The sequence below is a fragment of the Longilinea arvoryzae genome, assembly GCF_001050235.1.
Lineage (GTDB): Bacteria > Chloroflexota > Anaerolineae > Anaerolineales > Anaerolineaceae > Longilinea > Longilinea arvoryzae.
In genome coordinates, this window is sequence record NZ_DF967972.1 from 2,716,136 (window position 1) to 2,731,513 (window position 15,378).

11 protein-coding genes are annotated in these 15,378 nt (G+C 56.8%); 10 read left to right on the top strand and 1 reads right to left on the bottom strand.

All coding sequences use genetic code 11. The features are described from left to right. Window positions 1-137: 137 nt before the first annotated feature. The 4 genes from LARV_RS12015 to LARV_RS12030 all read left to right on the top strand — a co-directional run bounded on the left by LARV_RS12015 (window position 138) and on the right by LARV_RS12030 (window position 5,240). A complete protein-coding gene (locus LARV_RS12015) occupies window positions 138-830 on the top strand; it encodes a response regulator transcription factor (protein WP_075073861.1) in 693 nt (230 codons plus the stop codon). Then, window positions 830-2,281, top strand: coding sequence for a sensor histidine kinase (locus tag LARV_RS12020; protein WP_075073862.1), 1,452 nt, complete (start codon window positions 830-832; stop codon window positions 2,279-2,281). Before LARV_RS12015 ends, LARV_RS12020 begins: the two co-directional genes overlap by 1 nt. Window positions 2,282-2,382: 101 nt before the next feature. Continuing rightward, window positions 2,383-3,954, top strand: a complete 1,572-nt coding sequence (locus tag LARV_RS12025) for a trypsin-like peptidase domain-containing protein (protein WP_075073863.1) — start codon at window positions 2,383-2,385, stop codon at window positions 3,952-3,954. A gap of 158 nt (window positions 3,955-4,112) precedes the next feature. Then, the gene (locus LARV_RS12030) at window positions 4,113-5,240 is read left to right on the top strand and encodes a GNAT family N-acetyltransferase (RefSeq protein WP_075073864.1); all 1,128 of its coding nucleotides are present in this window, start codon (window positions 4,113-4,115) and stop codon (window positions 5,238-5,240) included. Window positions 5,241-5,268: 28 nt separating this feature from the next. On the opposite strand, the gene LARV_RS12035 is transcribed toward LARV_RS12030, so the two are convergent. Continuing rightward, on the bottom strand, window positions 5,269-6,537 hold the full coding sequence (locus LARV_RS12035) for a hypothetical protein (protein ID WP_075073865.1): 1,269 nt from the start codon (window positions 6,535-6,537) through the stop codon (window positions 5,269-5,271). A gap of 102 nt (window positions 6,538-6,639) precedes the next feature. Here LARV_RS12035 and LARV_RS12040 point away from each other — a divergent pair, with 102 nt between their 5' ends. The 6 genes from LARV_RS12040 to LARV_RS12065 all read left to right on the top strand — a co-directional run bounded on the left by LARV_RS12040 (window position 6,640) and on the right by LARV_RS12065 (window position 15,355). Beyond that, window positions 6,640-8,259, top strand: a complete 1,620-nt coding sequence (locus LARV_RS12040; protein ID WP_152031783.1) for an ArnT family glycosyltransferase — start codon at window positions 6,640-6,642, stop codon at window positions 8,257-8,259. Beyond that, entirely contained in the window at window positions 8,256-9,773 is a 1,518-nt protein-coding gene (locus LARV_RS20375) for a hypothetical protein (RefSeq protein ID WP_075073867.1), read from the top strand. Before LARV_RS12040 ends, LARV_RS20375 begins: the two co-directional genes overlap by 4 nt. Beyond that, the gene (locus tag LARV_RS12050; RefSeq protein ID WP_075073868.1) at window positions 9,770-10,936 is read left to right on the top strand and encodes a glycosyltransferase family 87 protein; all 1,167 of its coding nucleotides are present in this window, start codon (window positions 9,770-9,772) and stop codon (window positions 10,934-10,936) included. The genes LARV_RS20375 and LARV_RS12050 overlap by 4 nt, the downstream gene beginning before the upstream one ends. A gap of 84 nt (window positions 10,937-11,020) precedes the next feature. Then, window positions 11,021-12,268 carry a glycosyltransferase family 87 protein gene (locus LARV_RS12055; protein WP_075073869.1) on the top strand — a complete coding sequence of 416 codons (1,248 nt, stop codon included), beginning with the start codon at window positions 11,021-11,023 and terminating at the stop codon, window positions 12,266-12,268. Window positions 12,269-12,276: 8 nt separating this feature from the next. Continuing rightward, window positions 12,277-13,749 carry a glycosyltransferase family 39 protein gene (locus LARV_RS12060; protein ID WP_075073870.1) on the top strand — a complete coding sequence of 491 codons (1,473 nt, stop codon included), beginning with the start codon at window positions 12,277-12,279 and terminating at the stop codon, window positions 13,747-13,749. Continuing rightward, window positions 13,739-15,355, top strand: coding sequence for a glycosyltransferase family protein (locus LARV_RS12065; protein ID WP_075073871.1), 1,617 nt, complete (start codon window positions 13,739-13,741; stop codon window positions 15,353-15,355). The genes LARV_RS12060 and LARV_RS12065 overlap by 11 nt, the downstream gene beginning before the upstream one ends. The last annotated feature ends 23 nt before the right edge of the window (window positions 15,356-15,378 follow it).

Sequence of the window (15,378 nt, forward strand, 5' to 3'; positions counted from 1 at the left end):
AATTATAGCAAATAATTTGAAAACATCCAATTGGAATTCATCGTACTGCGAGCAGAGTCTTGGATCTGTTTTAATCCAACATTGAGTCAGCTTGGTTATAATCTGGGACAGAAAAGGATGATGCACCAGGCGGGGCTATGGGAAAACATATACTAATCGTCGATGATGACGCCTTGATGCGGCGCAGCCTGGCATTCAACCTGGAGCACGCCGGTTTTCGCAGCAGCACTGCGGCCAACGCTGAAGACGCTCTGGCGGTTGCCCGCCAGAGCCGGCCGGATCTGGTATTGCTGGATATCGGCCTGCCCGGTATGGATGGCCTGGACGCGCTCAAGCAGTTCAAAGCCTCCTTTCGGGTGCCGGTTATTTTCGTGACCGCCCGACATCGAAATCTGGATGAAGTAGTCGGTCTGGAATTGGGCGCCGATGATTACATCACCAAACCATTCGATGTGGATGTGCTGGTCGCCCACATCAAAGCCGTTCTGCGGCGTTCGACCGGCGCGGAACCAGTCCAGGCGCCCGAACCCATTCAGGCCGGCGAAATCAGCCTGAACCCAACCCGGCATGAAGTCAGCGTTCACGAAAAAACGATCGAACTTTCACCGCGGGAATTTTCGCTGCTGCAGGTGCTGGTTCAGGAGCCGGACCGGGTCTTTTCAGTCGACGAACTGCTGGCGCGCACCTGGGGAGCTGAATTCATCGGCCAATCCCAGGTGGTGTATGTGCACATCCGCTGGCTGCGTGAAAAAATCGAAGCTGACCCTAGCCGTCCGACGCACATTCTGACCGTTCGCGGCGTGGGTTATAAGCTGGCCGGAGGGAAATGATGTTTCGCAGTCTTCGCCGCCGTTTAGTTTGGAGCCAGATTTTACCCGTCCTGCTGGTCATTCCCATCATGGGCGTTACCCTGGTTTATGCTCTCGAAAAGCAATTCATCATCCCGCAACTGGCCGAGAATCTGCTGGGCGATTCGCGCATGCTGGCCGAAATCAGCAGTGCGGAATTCGAATTATGGGGCGATCCAATTCTATTCGAGGAATTGATCTCCCGCGTAAAGCTGGATCCATCCATCCAGGTCATGTTCCTGGATCCATCCGGGCGCATCCTGTTCTCCAGTGATACCGGAACCAATTTGCGGGGAGTACAGGTCAGCTCACCCGGGTTGGATAATGCCTTGAACGGTAAAGAGACTGCGTTGACCAACTACTCGATTCTACGGACGAATAACGTGATGATCGACGTTTTCGAACCGGTCAGCGATGCCAGCGGAGCCGTGGTGGGAATTGTGCGCCTGACCTATCGCCTGGCCTCGCTTTACGAGTTGTTCGGACAGTTGCGCTGGGAAATTGCGGTCATCTTGATGATCGGTCTGGTTTCGAGCGTGATCATCGGCGCCTGGCTGGCAATCACCATCAGCCGGCCCGTCCAGCAAGTGACGACGGCGATCTACGGCATCGCAACCGGGCAGCGACGCGAACAGTTGGATGAAATCGGCCCGGACGAATTGCGCTCTCAGGCGCGCGCGGTCAATTACCTTGTCGACCAACTGCACAGCCTGGAGCAATCCCGCCGTCAACTGTTGGCCAACCTGGTTCACGAATTGGGCAGACCGTTGGGCGCGCTGCGATCCGCCATTCACGCGTTGGCCAACGGCGCAGCCGATGATCCGAGACTGCTCAAGGATTTGACGGTCGGGATGGACGCCGAGACCCGCCGGCTTCAAAATTTGCTGGAAGAATTATCTAACCTGTACGACAAATCGCTCGGGGATCTGGAATTGAACATCCAGCCGGTGGCGCCCAATGAATGGCTGCCCGCAGTTCTAAGCCCATGGGAAGCCGCCGCGGAGGAAAAGAAGCTCCGCTGGGAAGAGAAAATACAGGAGAATATTCCACCGATTCAGATGGATGCAGACCGGGCGGCTCAGATCATCGGCAATCTGTTGAGCAACGCGGTGAAATACACACCCGCGGGGGGCTCGATTCAGGTGGTTGCCGCGGCGGATGAGAGCTGTTTTACAGTTCGGGTGAGCGACAGCGGCGTCGGCGTCCAGCCCGATGAGAAAGACAAGATCTTTCAGCCATTTTACCGCGGGGATCCAAGCCGGCGCATCAAGCAGGGCATGGGTTTGGGATTGACCATCGCCCGCGACCTGGCCGTGGCGCACGGGGGCAGCCTGGAATTGGAAACGAAGCCCGGTTCGGGCAGCGCATTTGTCCTGTCCTTGCCTTATGTTAAAAAAGAGCCGCCTCAGAACCAGAACGGCGCCAAAGGATAAGGTTCCCTTAAGCTTGAATTAGGGTTTCGATAAAGACAACGGCAGGTTCTTGGCTTATCCTTTCTAACATAGGTAATTCATGAAAGGAAGGAGAACCTGCTATGAAGACCAGAATTGTTAAATTATCTACCGTCATTTTGCTGGCGGCATTGTTCCTTACAGCCTGTGGCGGTATTCCACTGGTTACGGTGAATCAACCCGGCGCGGCGACTGCGACACCGGCGCCCGCTGCAACCAGCGCGCCAAGTAACACGACTTCATCCGGCACCTCCGGCGGCAACCTGAGTGGCGGATTGACAGCCTATGAATCGGATTTGGAAGCGATTTATGCAAAAGTCAATCCTTCTGTGGTCAGCATCATTGTGAACACCGCTCAGGGAGAAGGCCTGGGTTCCGGTTTTGTGTGGGATGAACAGGGCCACATCGTCACCAACAACCACGTTGTTGCAGATGCAACCAAGATTCAGGTCAAGTTCAATGACGGAAGCATTGTCCCCGCCAGCTTGGTCGGCGCGGACGCGGACAGCGACCTGGCTGTCATCAAGGTCGAAAACGCGCCGGTAAAGTTGGTCCCGGTTCAGGTCGCCGATTCAAGCCAGGTCAAGGTTGGCCAGGTGGCGATTGCCATCGGCAACCCGTTTGGGCTTGAAAATACCATGACGGCCGGTATCGTGAGCGCGATCGGGCGGACGATCTCGGCGAACACCAATCAGGATAGCCAGACCCCCAACTTCACCATCCCGGATGTCATTCAGACGGATGCGTCTCTCAATCCGGGCAACTCGGGCGGTCCGCTCGTCGATGAACAGGGTGCTTTGATCGGCGTCAATTCGCAGATCGAATCGTCCACCCAGTCGAATGCCGGCATCGGTTTCGCGATCCCCTCCAATGTCGTGCAGAAGGTCATCCCGGCATTGATCAAGGACGGCAAGTATGAACATCCTTATCTGGGGATTACCGGTACGTCTCTGACGCCTGATATCGCCAAGGCGATGAACCTGGATGCGTCACAGCGCGGCGCCCTGGTGGTTGAAGTCGCTGCCGGCGGTCCCGCCAGCAAAGCCGGTCTGGTTGGCAGCAGCAAGACCACCACCATCAACGGGCAGGAAGCAACCATTGGCGGGGATGTGATCACGGCTGCGGATGGAAACCCGATCAAGGAAATGGACGACCTCGTCTCTTTCCTGACCAATCAGGCCAGCGTCGGGCAAACGATCAAACTGACCCTCTTGCGGGATGGCAAGGAAATGACCGTCGATGTAACGCTCAGCGCGCGGCCTGCGACGGCGTCGACCAGCCAGAGCCAGTCGAGCGTCCAACCCGGTAGTATCTGGTTGGGTGTGACCGTGGAGCCGTTGACTTCCGATATCGCCACCCAGATGGGGCTGCCACAGGATCAGACCGGCCTGTTGATCGAACAGGTCGAGGCTGGCAGCCCGGCAGATACAGCCGGTCTGCAGGGCAGTTTCGTGCCGGTTTTGATCAATGGAAAACGGGTTTTGATCGGCGGCGATGTGATTACCGCCGTGGACGGCAAGACCGTAACGACATCCGAGGAGTTTCGCAACATCATCCAGAATTCCGCCGCCGGACAGGAAATAACACTGACCGTAATCCGCGACGGTAAACAGATGGAGGTGAAAGCGACCCTGGCCGAAATGCCTCAACCCTAAGATAGGGTCCGGGAAGAAAAGGGCGGTGAACCAAAGGGCTCACCGCCCTGATTTTTTAAAATCATTTGTTACGCCCTGACATAATTCCGGTTAATAAAATCGGTGTATACTGTTTCAATCTTTCTTTTTCTCATCTTTCACCTTTCTGAGAGGTTCTTATGATCAGGGTAACGCAGGTTGACACGCGAGATCGCAAGCAGGTCGATCGTTTCATTCAATTTCACTACGATCTATATCGCGGGTGCAAGCAGTGGGTGCCGCCATTCCGGGCGGATATCCGGGCGATGATGGATCCCAAAAAGCATCCATATTATGATCATTCGGATGCGGATTTCTTCATCGCAGAACGAGATGGAAAGATCGTGGCGCGAATTTGCGCGATGGAAAACAAGCCCTTCAACGAATATCATCATACCAAGAAGATGCAGTTCTACCTCTTCGACACCATCGAAGACCGGGAAGCGGCCGAAGCCGTCCTCGAGCGGGCTTTCGAATGGGGCCGCGCGCGGGGGCTGACTGAAATTTCCGGCCCGAAGGGCTTCAGTGGATTTGACGGTTATGGCATTCAGGTCCAGGGTTTTGAGTACCGTCAAATGATGATCATGATGAATTACAACTACGCCTATTATCCGCGCCTGATGGAAGAGATGGGCTTCGAGCGCGAAAATGATTTCGTCTCCTGCTATATTCAGCCGGATAAATTCGTCCTGCCCGAAAAGGTCGTCCGGGCTGCTGAATTGGTCAAAAAGCGCGGCACTTTCGTCGTCAAGAGCTTTAGCGGGCGCAAGGAACTGCTTTCCTGGGCCGATCGGATTGGCAAGGCCTATAACCAGTCGTTTGTCAACAACTGGGAATATTATCCATTGACGGACCGTGAAATCAAATTCGCTGTCGATGGCGCCCTGCAGGTGGCGGATCCCAAGTTTATCAAGATCATCCTTCACGATGATGAAGTGGTCGGCTTCCTGTTTGCCTTCCCGGACATTTCAGCCGCGCTGCAGCGCCACGACGGGCGGATTAACCCGATCTCGATTGTGGATATCATGCTGGAGATGAAACGCACCAATTGGGTCTCGCTCAACGGCGTCGGCATCCTGCCGGAATTTCACGGTCGGGGTGGAAATGCGCTGCTCTACTATGAAATGAAAAAGACGGTCAACGATTATCACTTCGAGCACGCCGAAGAAACCCAGATGGCGGACACAGCCGTTCAGGTCCGCCAGGATATGGAAACCCTGGGAGCAAAAATCTACAAGGTGCACCGCATCTTCCACAAGCACCTGTAAACCAGGCATTTCGATCGAACAGGGAAGCTCAGGCTTCCCTGTTTTTTATAAATATACGGATGAGCTCCGTCAATATGGCCGCCATCCAGAGATTGACGAATGGGACCAGAATGATTCCGTAGCGTTGGAACGGCAGGGGAATGAACAAGATCAACGAGAAGAAAGGAATCAGGGTTGCGGCCAACAGCAAACCCAGGGAAGGCTGCTCACGGATATTTCGCAGAGTCCGGAAGCCTGCCAGCAAAAAGCCGGCCAGGGAGATTGCCAACAGGACCATTCCACCGGCAACGCTCCGCAGGAGGTTGTTGAGGGGGTTGGAAAAATAGTTCGCTTCAGCAGTCTGCGTATCGGTCACATAATTGGCGACATCGGCGGTTGCGGGCGGGGTGAAGAACAGGTATCCCAGCCAGCCGGTCGCACGTTGGACGGGAGTGCGCATGACCCGTTCCGGGCTGACAGCAGCCAGGGTTTCGATCTGGCGGGTCGCCAGTTCGCTGCGCACTTCGACGGCCGCCCGGGCAGCCGAAAGGGGGGCTTTCCAGGCCACCGGATTGAGCAGATAGGTCGCGAGCAGGATGAAGATTGCGCATAGGCACGTATTGCGCAACCGCTTTGGCCATGCCAATCCCTGGGGATATATCCAGGCGGCCAATAAAACCACCAGGACCAACCCGGCGGCGGTCTGCTTGGCGTTCACAGCCAGTGCCGCGGGTAAGGCGAGGAGAATAGGGTGGGTTTCCTTTTTCGCCAGAACGTAAATAACCCAGCAAACCGCGCAAAACAGCGCGCTTTCGGCCATGGCGCGCCGGGTATGCATCAACACCAGAGCGTTCAGAGCCGCCAGCGCAACGCCGGTCCAGCCCATCCAGGGTCCTTTGAGAATGCAACCGGCGCGGTAAATGAACCACAGAGAGATTCCAAACAACCAGGCAACGGATAACCGGGAAACCAGCAACAGCGTATTCCCGGGCAGCGCGCCGGCCTGTTCGTTTTGCTGCCAGGGTTTCGACCAATCCCAGTCGACGGGTAGAGCCGCAACGCCCGCCAGACTGCGCCCGGCGCCGATCAGCCAGCGCGTCAGGGGCGCGTCCAGCAGGCGGTAATTCTGGCGCACGGGATCGGCCGGCGTGAGAGAATAGAACAGGTCGCCTGGGTGGTGGAAAAGCGTTTCCCAATCGGCGCTCATATAAATCTGGGTGGCTTCGTCTGGATGGAACGGAACCGCGCTCGTTCCCAGCAGGTAAATGACTGTAATTCCGAGGAGGATCAGAATTGGCCAAAGTTTTTTTACATTCATGGTGTGTATCATGCAACTGCAAATTACTTGCAAGGGTCCTCAGAATTGCTGGGGAATCGGGTTGCCTTTACAATAGAGTGTGTACTTTCTCCTGATCATTCTATGCGATCTCACCGTTTCCGTCTACTTTCTTTGATCATTCTCCTGACCGTCGCCGCGCTTTGGAAGGCGGGGATTCTGCTTGCAAATTCCGTGCCCTTCAACGGGGATGAGGCCATCGTGGGTCTGATGGCGCGCCATATCCTGTACGGGGGCGAGCGGCCGGCGTTCTTCTACGGGCAGGCCTACATGGGCAGCCTGGATGCCTATCTGGTCGCGGCCGGGTTTGCGGTTTTTGGATCCCAGATTTGGGTGATCCGCTTGGTTCAAGTTTTCCTTTATCTTGGAACCCTGGCGACCACCGTGCTGATCGGGGAGCGTTTTTTGGCCTCCTGGGAGGCCGGCATGGTCGCTGCCATTCTGCTGACCATCCCGCCGGTAAATATGACGTTGTATACCACCGCCAGTCTGGGCGGCTACGGCGAAGCGCTGTTGATCGGCAATCTGACCTTGCTCAGCGGCCTGGCCTGGATCAGACACATCCAGACCGGTCCGGCAAAACGTTCGGGGATGCACGCATTGTTGTTCGGATTCTGGGTGGGGTTGGGATTGTGGGCCAACGGGCTGACGTTGATCTACAGCCTCCCGATGGGCATCGGCGTGCTGGCGACGCTGCTGGCCGTTAAACCGAAAAGCCCCACCCGTTGGGTGGGTATTCCTGCCGCCGCCGCCGGTTTCTTTCTGGGTTCTTTGCCGTGGTGGCTATATGCCCTACGACAGGGCGCATCCTCGTTGGTTGCGGAACTTCTGGGCAACAACGTCGCCGTCGAGACGGGTTCCTGGCTGGCGCGGACCGGGCAGCACCTTTTCAACCTGTTCGTACTGGGTGGGTCGGCCGCGTTTGGCTTTCGCCCGCCCTGGGAAGTGCGCTGGCTGGCGCTGCCGCTGCTGCCCGTGGCGCTGATCTTCTGGCTGGCGGTATTTTTTCTTTCGATCCAACCATTGCGGACCGGCGCTCACAGACTGGAACATGGATTGCTTCTGGGCGTTTTGCTGACCTTCTGCGCGGGCTTTTTGTTCACTTCCTTTGGCGTGGACCCGTCCGGACGGTATTTTTTGCCCGTCTTCTGGCTTTGCGCGCTGGCGGCCGGGGCGGCGCTCGTAAAGTTGAAGGTTTCACCGCACTGGAAATATGTTGCCGTCGGGCTTGTCCTGATTTTTCAGGCCTGGGGAACCGTGGAGTGCATCCTGCGCAACCCGCCGGGTTTGACGACCCAGTTTTATACGCCCACAGTGTACGACCATTCCGCCTATCCGCAGTTGATCGAGTTCCTCGATCAACAGGGCGAAACGCGGGGTTATTCCACTTACTGGGTCAGCTATCCGCTGGCTTTCCGCTCTCAGGAGCGCCTGATCTTTGTCCCGGCTTTGCCCTATCATCCGGACCTGAGTTATTCACCCCGGGATGACCGGTATGAACCGTATACCCGATGGGTCGCGCAATCCGACCGGGTGGCGTACGTGACGGCGCGAAATGGTGAGCTGGATGCCTACCTGCGCCAGCAGTTCGAACGGTTGGGCGTCGCGTGGAAGGAGCAGGCCATCGGGGATTTCGAAGTCTTCTACGCATTATCGACGGCCGTCCGGCCGCAGGAAATCGGTTTGGGGAGCGCGAGGCCATGATCGACAAAACCAATCCAGGGGGGGCAGCGAGCCGGCATCAAAGTGATCGGCTGGTGCTGGTGTTGATCCTGCTGCTCGTATTTTTGATGGCGGCTCGCACCCCGCTGGATACCGATCTGTGGTGGCATCTGAGGGCGGGTGAAACCACCCTGCAAAACGGCCAGCCGATGTTGACCGACACGTTATCGTACACGCGAGCCGGAAGCCCGTGGATCAATCATAGCTGGCTGGCAGAGGTTGGCATGGCGCTGTTATTCCGGACTGCCGGCTACCTGGGATTATGCGCCGCAGTTGCGTTCTTCGCCGCCGCCAGCATGGCCATTTTGTACCGCCAGATGGAAGGGCCCGCGCTGCTGCGCGCTTTTATCATCCTGCTGGCGACGCTGGTCGCAGCAGTGGTCTGGACCGTGCGCCCGCAAATCCTGTCGTTGGTCCTGCTGGCAGTTTGCGGATTGATTCTGGATCAGTACCGGCGCAAGGGCATCGACCGATTGTGGCTGCTGCCGCCGGTGTTCGTCTTGTGGTCAAACCTGCACGGGGGTTATCCGTTGGGATTACTGCTGATCGGCGCGGTGACAGCCGGCGAAGTGGTGGATGGATTGTATGGGAACCAAACCCGCTGGCGCGAACGCTGGTTGCGGTTGCGCCATTTGCTGATCATTCTGGCCCTGTGCGAGCTGGCGGTGGTGATCAACCCGAACGGCCTGTCCATGTGGAAGATTCCCTTCCAGACCGTTGGGGTCGGTGTGCTACAGAAGGCCATTCCGGAGTGGGCTTCGCCTGATTTTCACGACCTGGTGCAACAACCCTTCCTGTGGATGCTGCTGCTGGTTATTGGCATCTTTTCGCTGGCCGGCCGGCGCATCGACGGCGCGGATTGGATGGCGGTCGTCCTCTTCGGCGCGGGCGGTCTGATGGCGCGCCGGAACTTTGGACCCTTCGCGATGGTTTCCGCCCCCATTCTCGCGCGCTATACCTGGGAAGCCTGGCAGGCCTTCCAGGGGGCCCACCCTGGAATGACGGGACGGAGAACATTGAGTAAGATCGACCGGCCGGTAGCACCCGCATTTCGCAAGGGTTTAAATCTATTTTTGGCGGCTTTGATCGGTTTCGTGGCCCTGATCAAACTGTTCGTGGTCAGCCAACCCCAGTTGGTGAGCGCTTACGAACATACCCTGTTCCCTGTGGATGCGGTCGCATGGCTGCAAAAGAATCCTCAGGCGGGCAGTCTGTTCAATTCTTATGCCTGGGGCGGCTATCTGGCCTGGGCATACCCTGAAAAAGCGGTTTTCCTGGACGGCCGCACGGATCTGTTCGGAGATGAGATCATCGACGAATGGCTGACAGTGACGCAGGCGGGCGCGGGCTGGCAGAAGGTGCTGCAAAAATGGCAGGTGAGGACGGTGCTGTTGGAACCGGATCAGCCGGTGACGAATTTACTGGCCGGCGAAGGTTGGAAGCTGGTCTATCAGGATGCCACCGCCGTGATCTACCGGAAGGAGCCTGCCCGATGACGAAGAAGATCCATGTGCCCACCCTGTTGGGTCTTTTTCTCTTGGCACGCGTGCTGCTCTACCTGGCGCTGCCGCTCGATGAGCTGCACGGATACGGCGATTTCGTAACTTTCTTTTCGGTGGCCCAAATTCCGGGCTGGCCGTATTTGAATTATTGGGTCGAATTTCCGCCCCTGTTTCCCTTCTTATCTGAGACCTTGTTCCGGATTTCGGGCGGGCAGCAGCACGTTTATACATATTTGCTGATCTTCGTTTTGCTCCTGGCGGATGCTGGGAACCTGTATTTCTTTCAGCGCCTGGCCGGCCATTTTTGGAAAGATGAAGAACTGAGTTTTCGAGTCCTTTTTTATCTTATCATTTTGATTGCCCTTCCCTATGGGTGGTGGTATTTCGATTCGCTGGCTGTGTTCTTCCTGTTGGCCGGGTTGACCTATGCGGTTGAGAATCGCCCGGCGCGGGCCGGCGTTTTGTGGGGAATCGGCGCGCTGGTCAAGTTTTTCCCGTTGATTGGCCTGGCCGCATTATGGCGGGGACGCGACTTCAGGCGCCTGATCCGGGCGGCGATCTTTTCCATCGGAATTTTAGGGATCGGATTGTTTGCCTTCTGGTTGATTTCTCCCCAATACACGCGGGCTTCGTTGATCTCGCAATCCAGCAAGGGATCATGGGAGACGGTCTGGGCGTTGATCGACGGCAACCGGTCGACCGGCAACTTTGGCGATCTTGTTCAACGCCTGGATCCGGCATTGGCCAGCCGCCCGGTGGGCGATCCGGCGCGAATCTCGCCCTGGATGACCCTGCCCATTTTTGTCGGGTTGGGATTATTCTTTTTGTTCCGGTCAAAGCCTTCTTTGCACCGCCCTCTGGCAGCGACCGGCCTGGCGATGTGCCTGTTCTTCCTGTGGTCGGCAGGCTGGAGCGTTCAATGGGTGGCATATTTGATCCCTATTTTTCTGCTCGGCCTGGAAAAACGGAACGCAGCCTTATTGAGCGCGACCTTCGCGCTGATCAACGTGTTGGAATGGCCGGTCTTGCTGTCCCGTGGATTGTTTTCCTTGCTGCCGGTGACGGTTCTCACACGAACACTGTTACTGATCCTGGCCGCGGTTCTCTTCGTCGGCCAGCTCAATACTGAACGACCGATCGAAGATATGGATTTATAATCATTCACATCCCAATATTCCCTTTTATCAATGCCATCATCCAGCAGACGGGGTTTGCCCGGTCTGCTTCCACCGGAGGTTAGATTGTTTAGAAGGCGAAATACATCCTGGATCTGGATTCTTGCGACGGTCGCAATCGTGGCAGTCGCGGTGCTGCTGACCGTCGGAAATTATCATTATGCTTCCCTGAATCCGGGCGGCAATGATTTTCTGGTGCACTGGATGGGCACCCGTTCTTTCATCACCGAGGGGCTCAGCCCTTATTCGGATGAAGTGGCGCTGCGAATTCAGAATATGGTGTACGGCCGGCCGGCCCAGGCGGGCGAGCATGAACTGCGCGTGGCCTATCCATTGTATTCGATCGTCATTTTTCTGCCGTTTGCGTTGATCAAGGATTTCACCATGGCGCGGGCGGTCTGGATGACGGTGCTGGAAATTGGTCTGGTTGCGTTGAGTTTTCTTTCGTTGAGATTGACGCGTTGGAAACCAACACCCCTTGTTTTGCTGGTTTTATTGTTGTTCTCCCTGTTCTGGTACCATGGTTTGAGAGCGCTCATCCTGGGCAATGCCGTGGTTTTGGTGTCGCTGCTGCTGGTTGGGGCGCTGCTGTCCATTCGGTCAGGCGCGGACGAACTGGCCGGCGTTTTGCTGGCGTTCTCGACGATCAAACCTCAGGTCGTCGTTGTTTTACTGGCTTTCGTTGTCTTCTGGGCGGTTGCCCGCAGGCGTTGGAAGATCCTGATCTGGCTGTTTGGGAGCCTGTTCTTACTTTCCGCGGCTTCTGCGTTGCTGATGCCGGATTGGATTCTGCAGAATTTACGTGAGGTCATGCGCTACCCGGGTTACAATCCGCCCGGCACACCTTCGGCCGTTTTTTCGATTTACATGCCCGGAGTGGGTAAGCAGATCGGTAATGGCGTCTCGATCTTCCTGATCGTCGTGTTGCTGGTGGAGTGGTACCTGTCGCTGCGCGGCGATTTCAGGGCATTCCTCTGGACTGCCTGTTTGACCCTGGTCGCAAGCCAATGGATCGGCATTCAGACCGATCCGGGTAATTTTATCGTTTTGTACCCGGCTTTGATTCTGGTGCTGGCCATGTGGGATGAACGCTGGCATCGCTCGGCCAGCCTGCTGATCATCGCCATGCTGGTGGTGGTATTTGTGGGTATCTGGCTGGTGTTCTTGCACACGCTTGAGCGCGCATACCAGCCCATCCAGAGCCCATTGTTGTTCTTCCCACTACCGCTCTTCCTGCTGATCGGCCTGTATGGGGTACGCTGGTGGGCGGTGAGACCGCAAAAATCCTGGATGGCATCTTTGGACTCCCGATAGCCCTGACCATGAGGCGAAAATACGTTTTTCTGCTGGGAATTCTATTACTCGCATTGGCGTTACGCTGCATCGCCCTGGGGCAGCGTAGCATCCAGTATGACGACGCCTTCAGCTTCTTTTTGGCAGAACGGTCTTTGACCGAAATCGTGCAGGGTACGGCGGCGGATACGATGCCGCCGTTGTATTACTTCTTGCTTCATTTTTGGCTGCAAATCAGCCCGGAGTTATGGTTCTTACGCCTGTTGAGCGTGCTCCTGACCCTGATCAGCGTCGTTTTGTTGTACGGTTTGGTATCCGAACTGGCCGGCCAAAAAGCGGGATTGTGGGCGGCTCTGTTCGCGGCCGTTTCGCCGATGCAGATCTATCATGCCCAGGATTTGCGCATGTACGCGCTGCTGGAACTGTGCCAGCTTGGTTACGCGTTTTGCCTTGTGAAAGCCTGGAAGGTCGAGGAGATCAATCGCAAAGCCAGCCCGGGCTGGTGGACCGGCGCGGTTTTATTCGGCGTTGCCGCCATGTACACCCATAACCTGGCCATTTTTGGCCTGATCGTGCCGAACGTTTTCCTGTTGTTCAAACGCGACTGGCGCCGTCAAAAACAATTGATCCTGGCGCAGGCTGGGATTGGATTGTTGGCACTACCCTGGCTGTGGTTGATCCCGGGGCAGATCGCGAAAGTGCAACAGGCGTTCTGGACCCTGCGGCCCGGTCTGGTCGAAATCGTCCAGGCCGTGCTGATGTGGTTCATCAATTTGCCATTGAGCGGCGTCTGGATGACGGTCGGCGCCATTTTCAGCCTGCAGATTTTCGTCCTGGTTCTTTTCGAGTTATGGCGGGGCAGAAAATCCGCGGGGCATTCATCCTTCCTGCTCTTCTGGGCATTCGTTCCGCCGCTCCTCTTATTTGTGCTTTCTTACATCCTGCGACCGGTATTTGTACCGCGTGGGTTCATTGTGTCAGCCATGGCGTTTTATGGGCTGGCCGGGACCCTGGCGGCCCGGCGTGGGGTCATCGGCAAGTGGATCGGGGGGATGATCGTCCTGGCAGCGGCAATGACGCTGCCCTTTTTCTATTCCTTTGCCGAATTTCCGCGTTCTCCGTTCAAAGCCGCCAGCCTCGATCTGGAACAAAGACTGGCGCCTGGTGAAGTCATCGTTCATGACAACAAATTGAGTTTTTTCCCCAGCCATTATTTTACGCCCGCCATCCCGCAGCACTTTTTGGCAGATGAACCCGGATCATCCAACGATACGTACGCGCCAGCCTCTCAACAGGCGATGCAGATTTTCCCGGATGCGGACCTCGAAACAGCCGTTGGAGATGCCCGGGTGGTCTATTATGTCGTATTCGATAAAGCCATCAACGAATACTGGACGGCCGGGGAGGAAGACCATCCATCTCTGATCTGGTTACGCGAACGTTTTCGGGAAACGGATGTACGGACCTATAACGATTTGCAGGTGATCCGGTATGAGCGTTAGTCAAATCAAAGCAGCGGCGATAAAACCGTTTACCCACCTGACCCTGGCGGCGCTGGCTGTTTTGATCCTGGCGGCGATTTTTCAGACCGTCCCTGGCTACATGGACGCGGAATATTATGACGCGGGTGGGTTGCAACTGGTTCATGGACAGGGCTTCAATGAACCTTTCCTGTGGAATTATCTGGACCAACCCGCGGGCATTCCGCACCCGTCCCATACCTACTGGATGCCTTTGGCGTCGATATTAGCATATCTGGGTATGAAAATAACCGGGGCCGGCACATTTCTGGCCGCACGCTGGCCGTTCCTGCTCCTGGCGGCCTTGATCCCCTGGCTGACCTATCGGCTGGCGAACATCCTGGGCGCGAAGCCGGCCAGCGCTCGATTGGCCGGCTGGTTGGCCGTATTCCCCGGCTTTTACCTTATTTTCACGACCCTGACCGAGACGTTCGTGCTCTACATGCTCGGGGGAACGCTGTTCTTCATCCTCCTCTCCCTGAACGATGAGCGCTGGAGAAATCGATTTTTCTGGATTCGGTATGGCCTGCTGGGCCTGCTGGCAGGCTGGATGCATGTCTCCCGCGCGGATGGCGCGCTCTGGCTGGGGCTGGCCGGATTGGTCTGGCTGGTCGAGACGATACAGGAGGCTCGCGCTCGGGGTCTGAACTGGCGGCGGGCTGGTGTTGGCGTGATTCTGCTGGGGATGGGCTATCTCCTGCTCATGGGAGCCTGGTTTACGCGCAACCTGTCCCTCTCCGGTACACTGTTCTCGCCAGGTGGTTCGCGGACATTGTGGTTGACGAGTTATGATCAGACCTATACTTTTCAGGCTGGCGCTCTGACCTTCCAAAACTGGCTGGCAGCCGGGTGGGGAGCCGCTCTGAAAGCTCGCTGGAATGCATTGGTCCTGAACCTGAAAAACCTGCTCGCGGTTCAGGGATCGGTTTTCCTGTTGCCGTTCATTTTGATCGGCGCCTGGAAGAAGCGCCAGTGCACGATCGTACGCTGGGGCGCCCTGGGCTGGCTGTTGACATTGCTCGTTATGACAGTGGTCTTCCCATTTTCCGGTGGGCGGGGCGGATTCCTGCACAGCGGGGCTGCCTTTCAACCCCTGGGGTGGGCCTGCGCCGCGATTGGCCTGGAAACCGCGATCGACGCCGGCGCTGCCCGATTCGGATGGCAGCGTGGGACAGCCTGGCGCGTGTTCAGCGGCGGCGCCGTGGCGCTGGCGGCATTGTTGACCGCGGGCGTATTCTGGATGCGGGTCGCGCAGCCTGGAATGGATGGACCCCTCTGGAACGCCAGCGATCGGGCCTACCGCCAGGCCGGTGAGCAATTGAACGCCCTGGGCATCGCCGATTCGGAATTGTGCATGGTCAATAACCCGCCCGGTTTCTTCCTGGCGACCGGCCGATCGTCAATTGTCATCCCGGACGGAGAGGAAGAAGAACTCCTGGCAGCCGCACGCAGGTACGGGGCAAAGATTCTCATCCTGGATTCGAACAACCCGGCATTGGACGATCTGTACCGGCATGCAACCGCGAATTCCAATTTCCAATTCCTCTCTGCAATCGGATCGATGAATATCTACCGGATTTCACCATGACCATAAAGGTTTAACCACGTCCT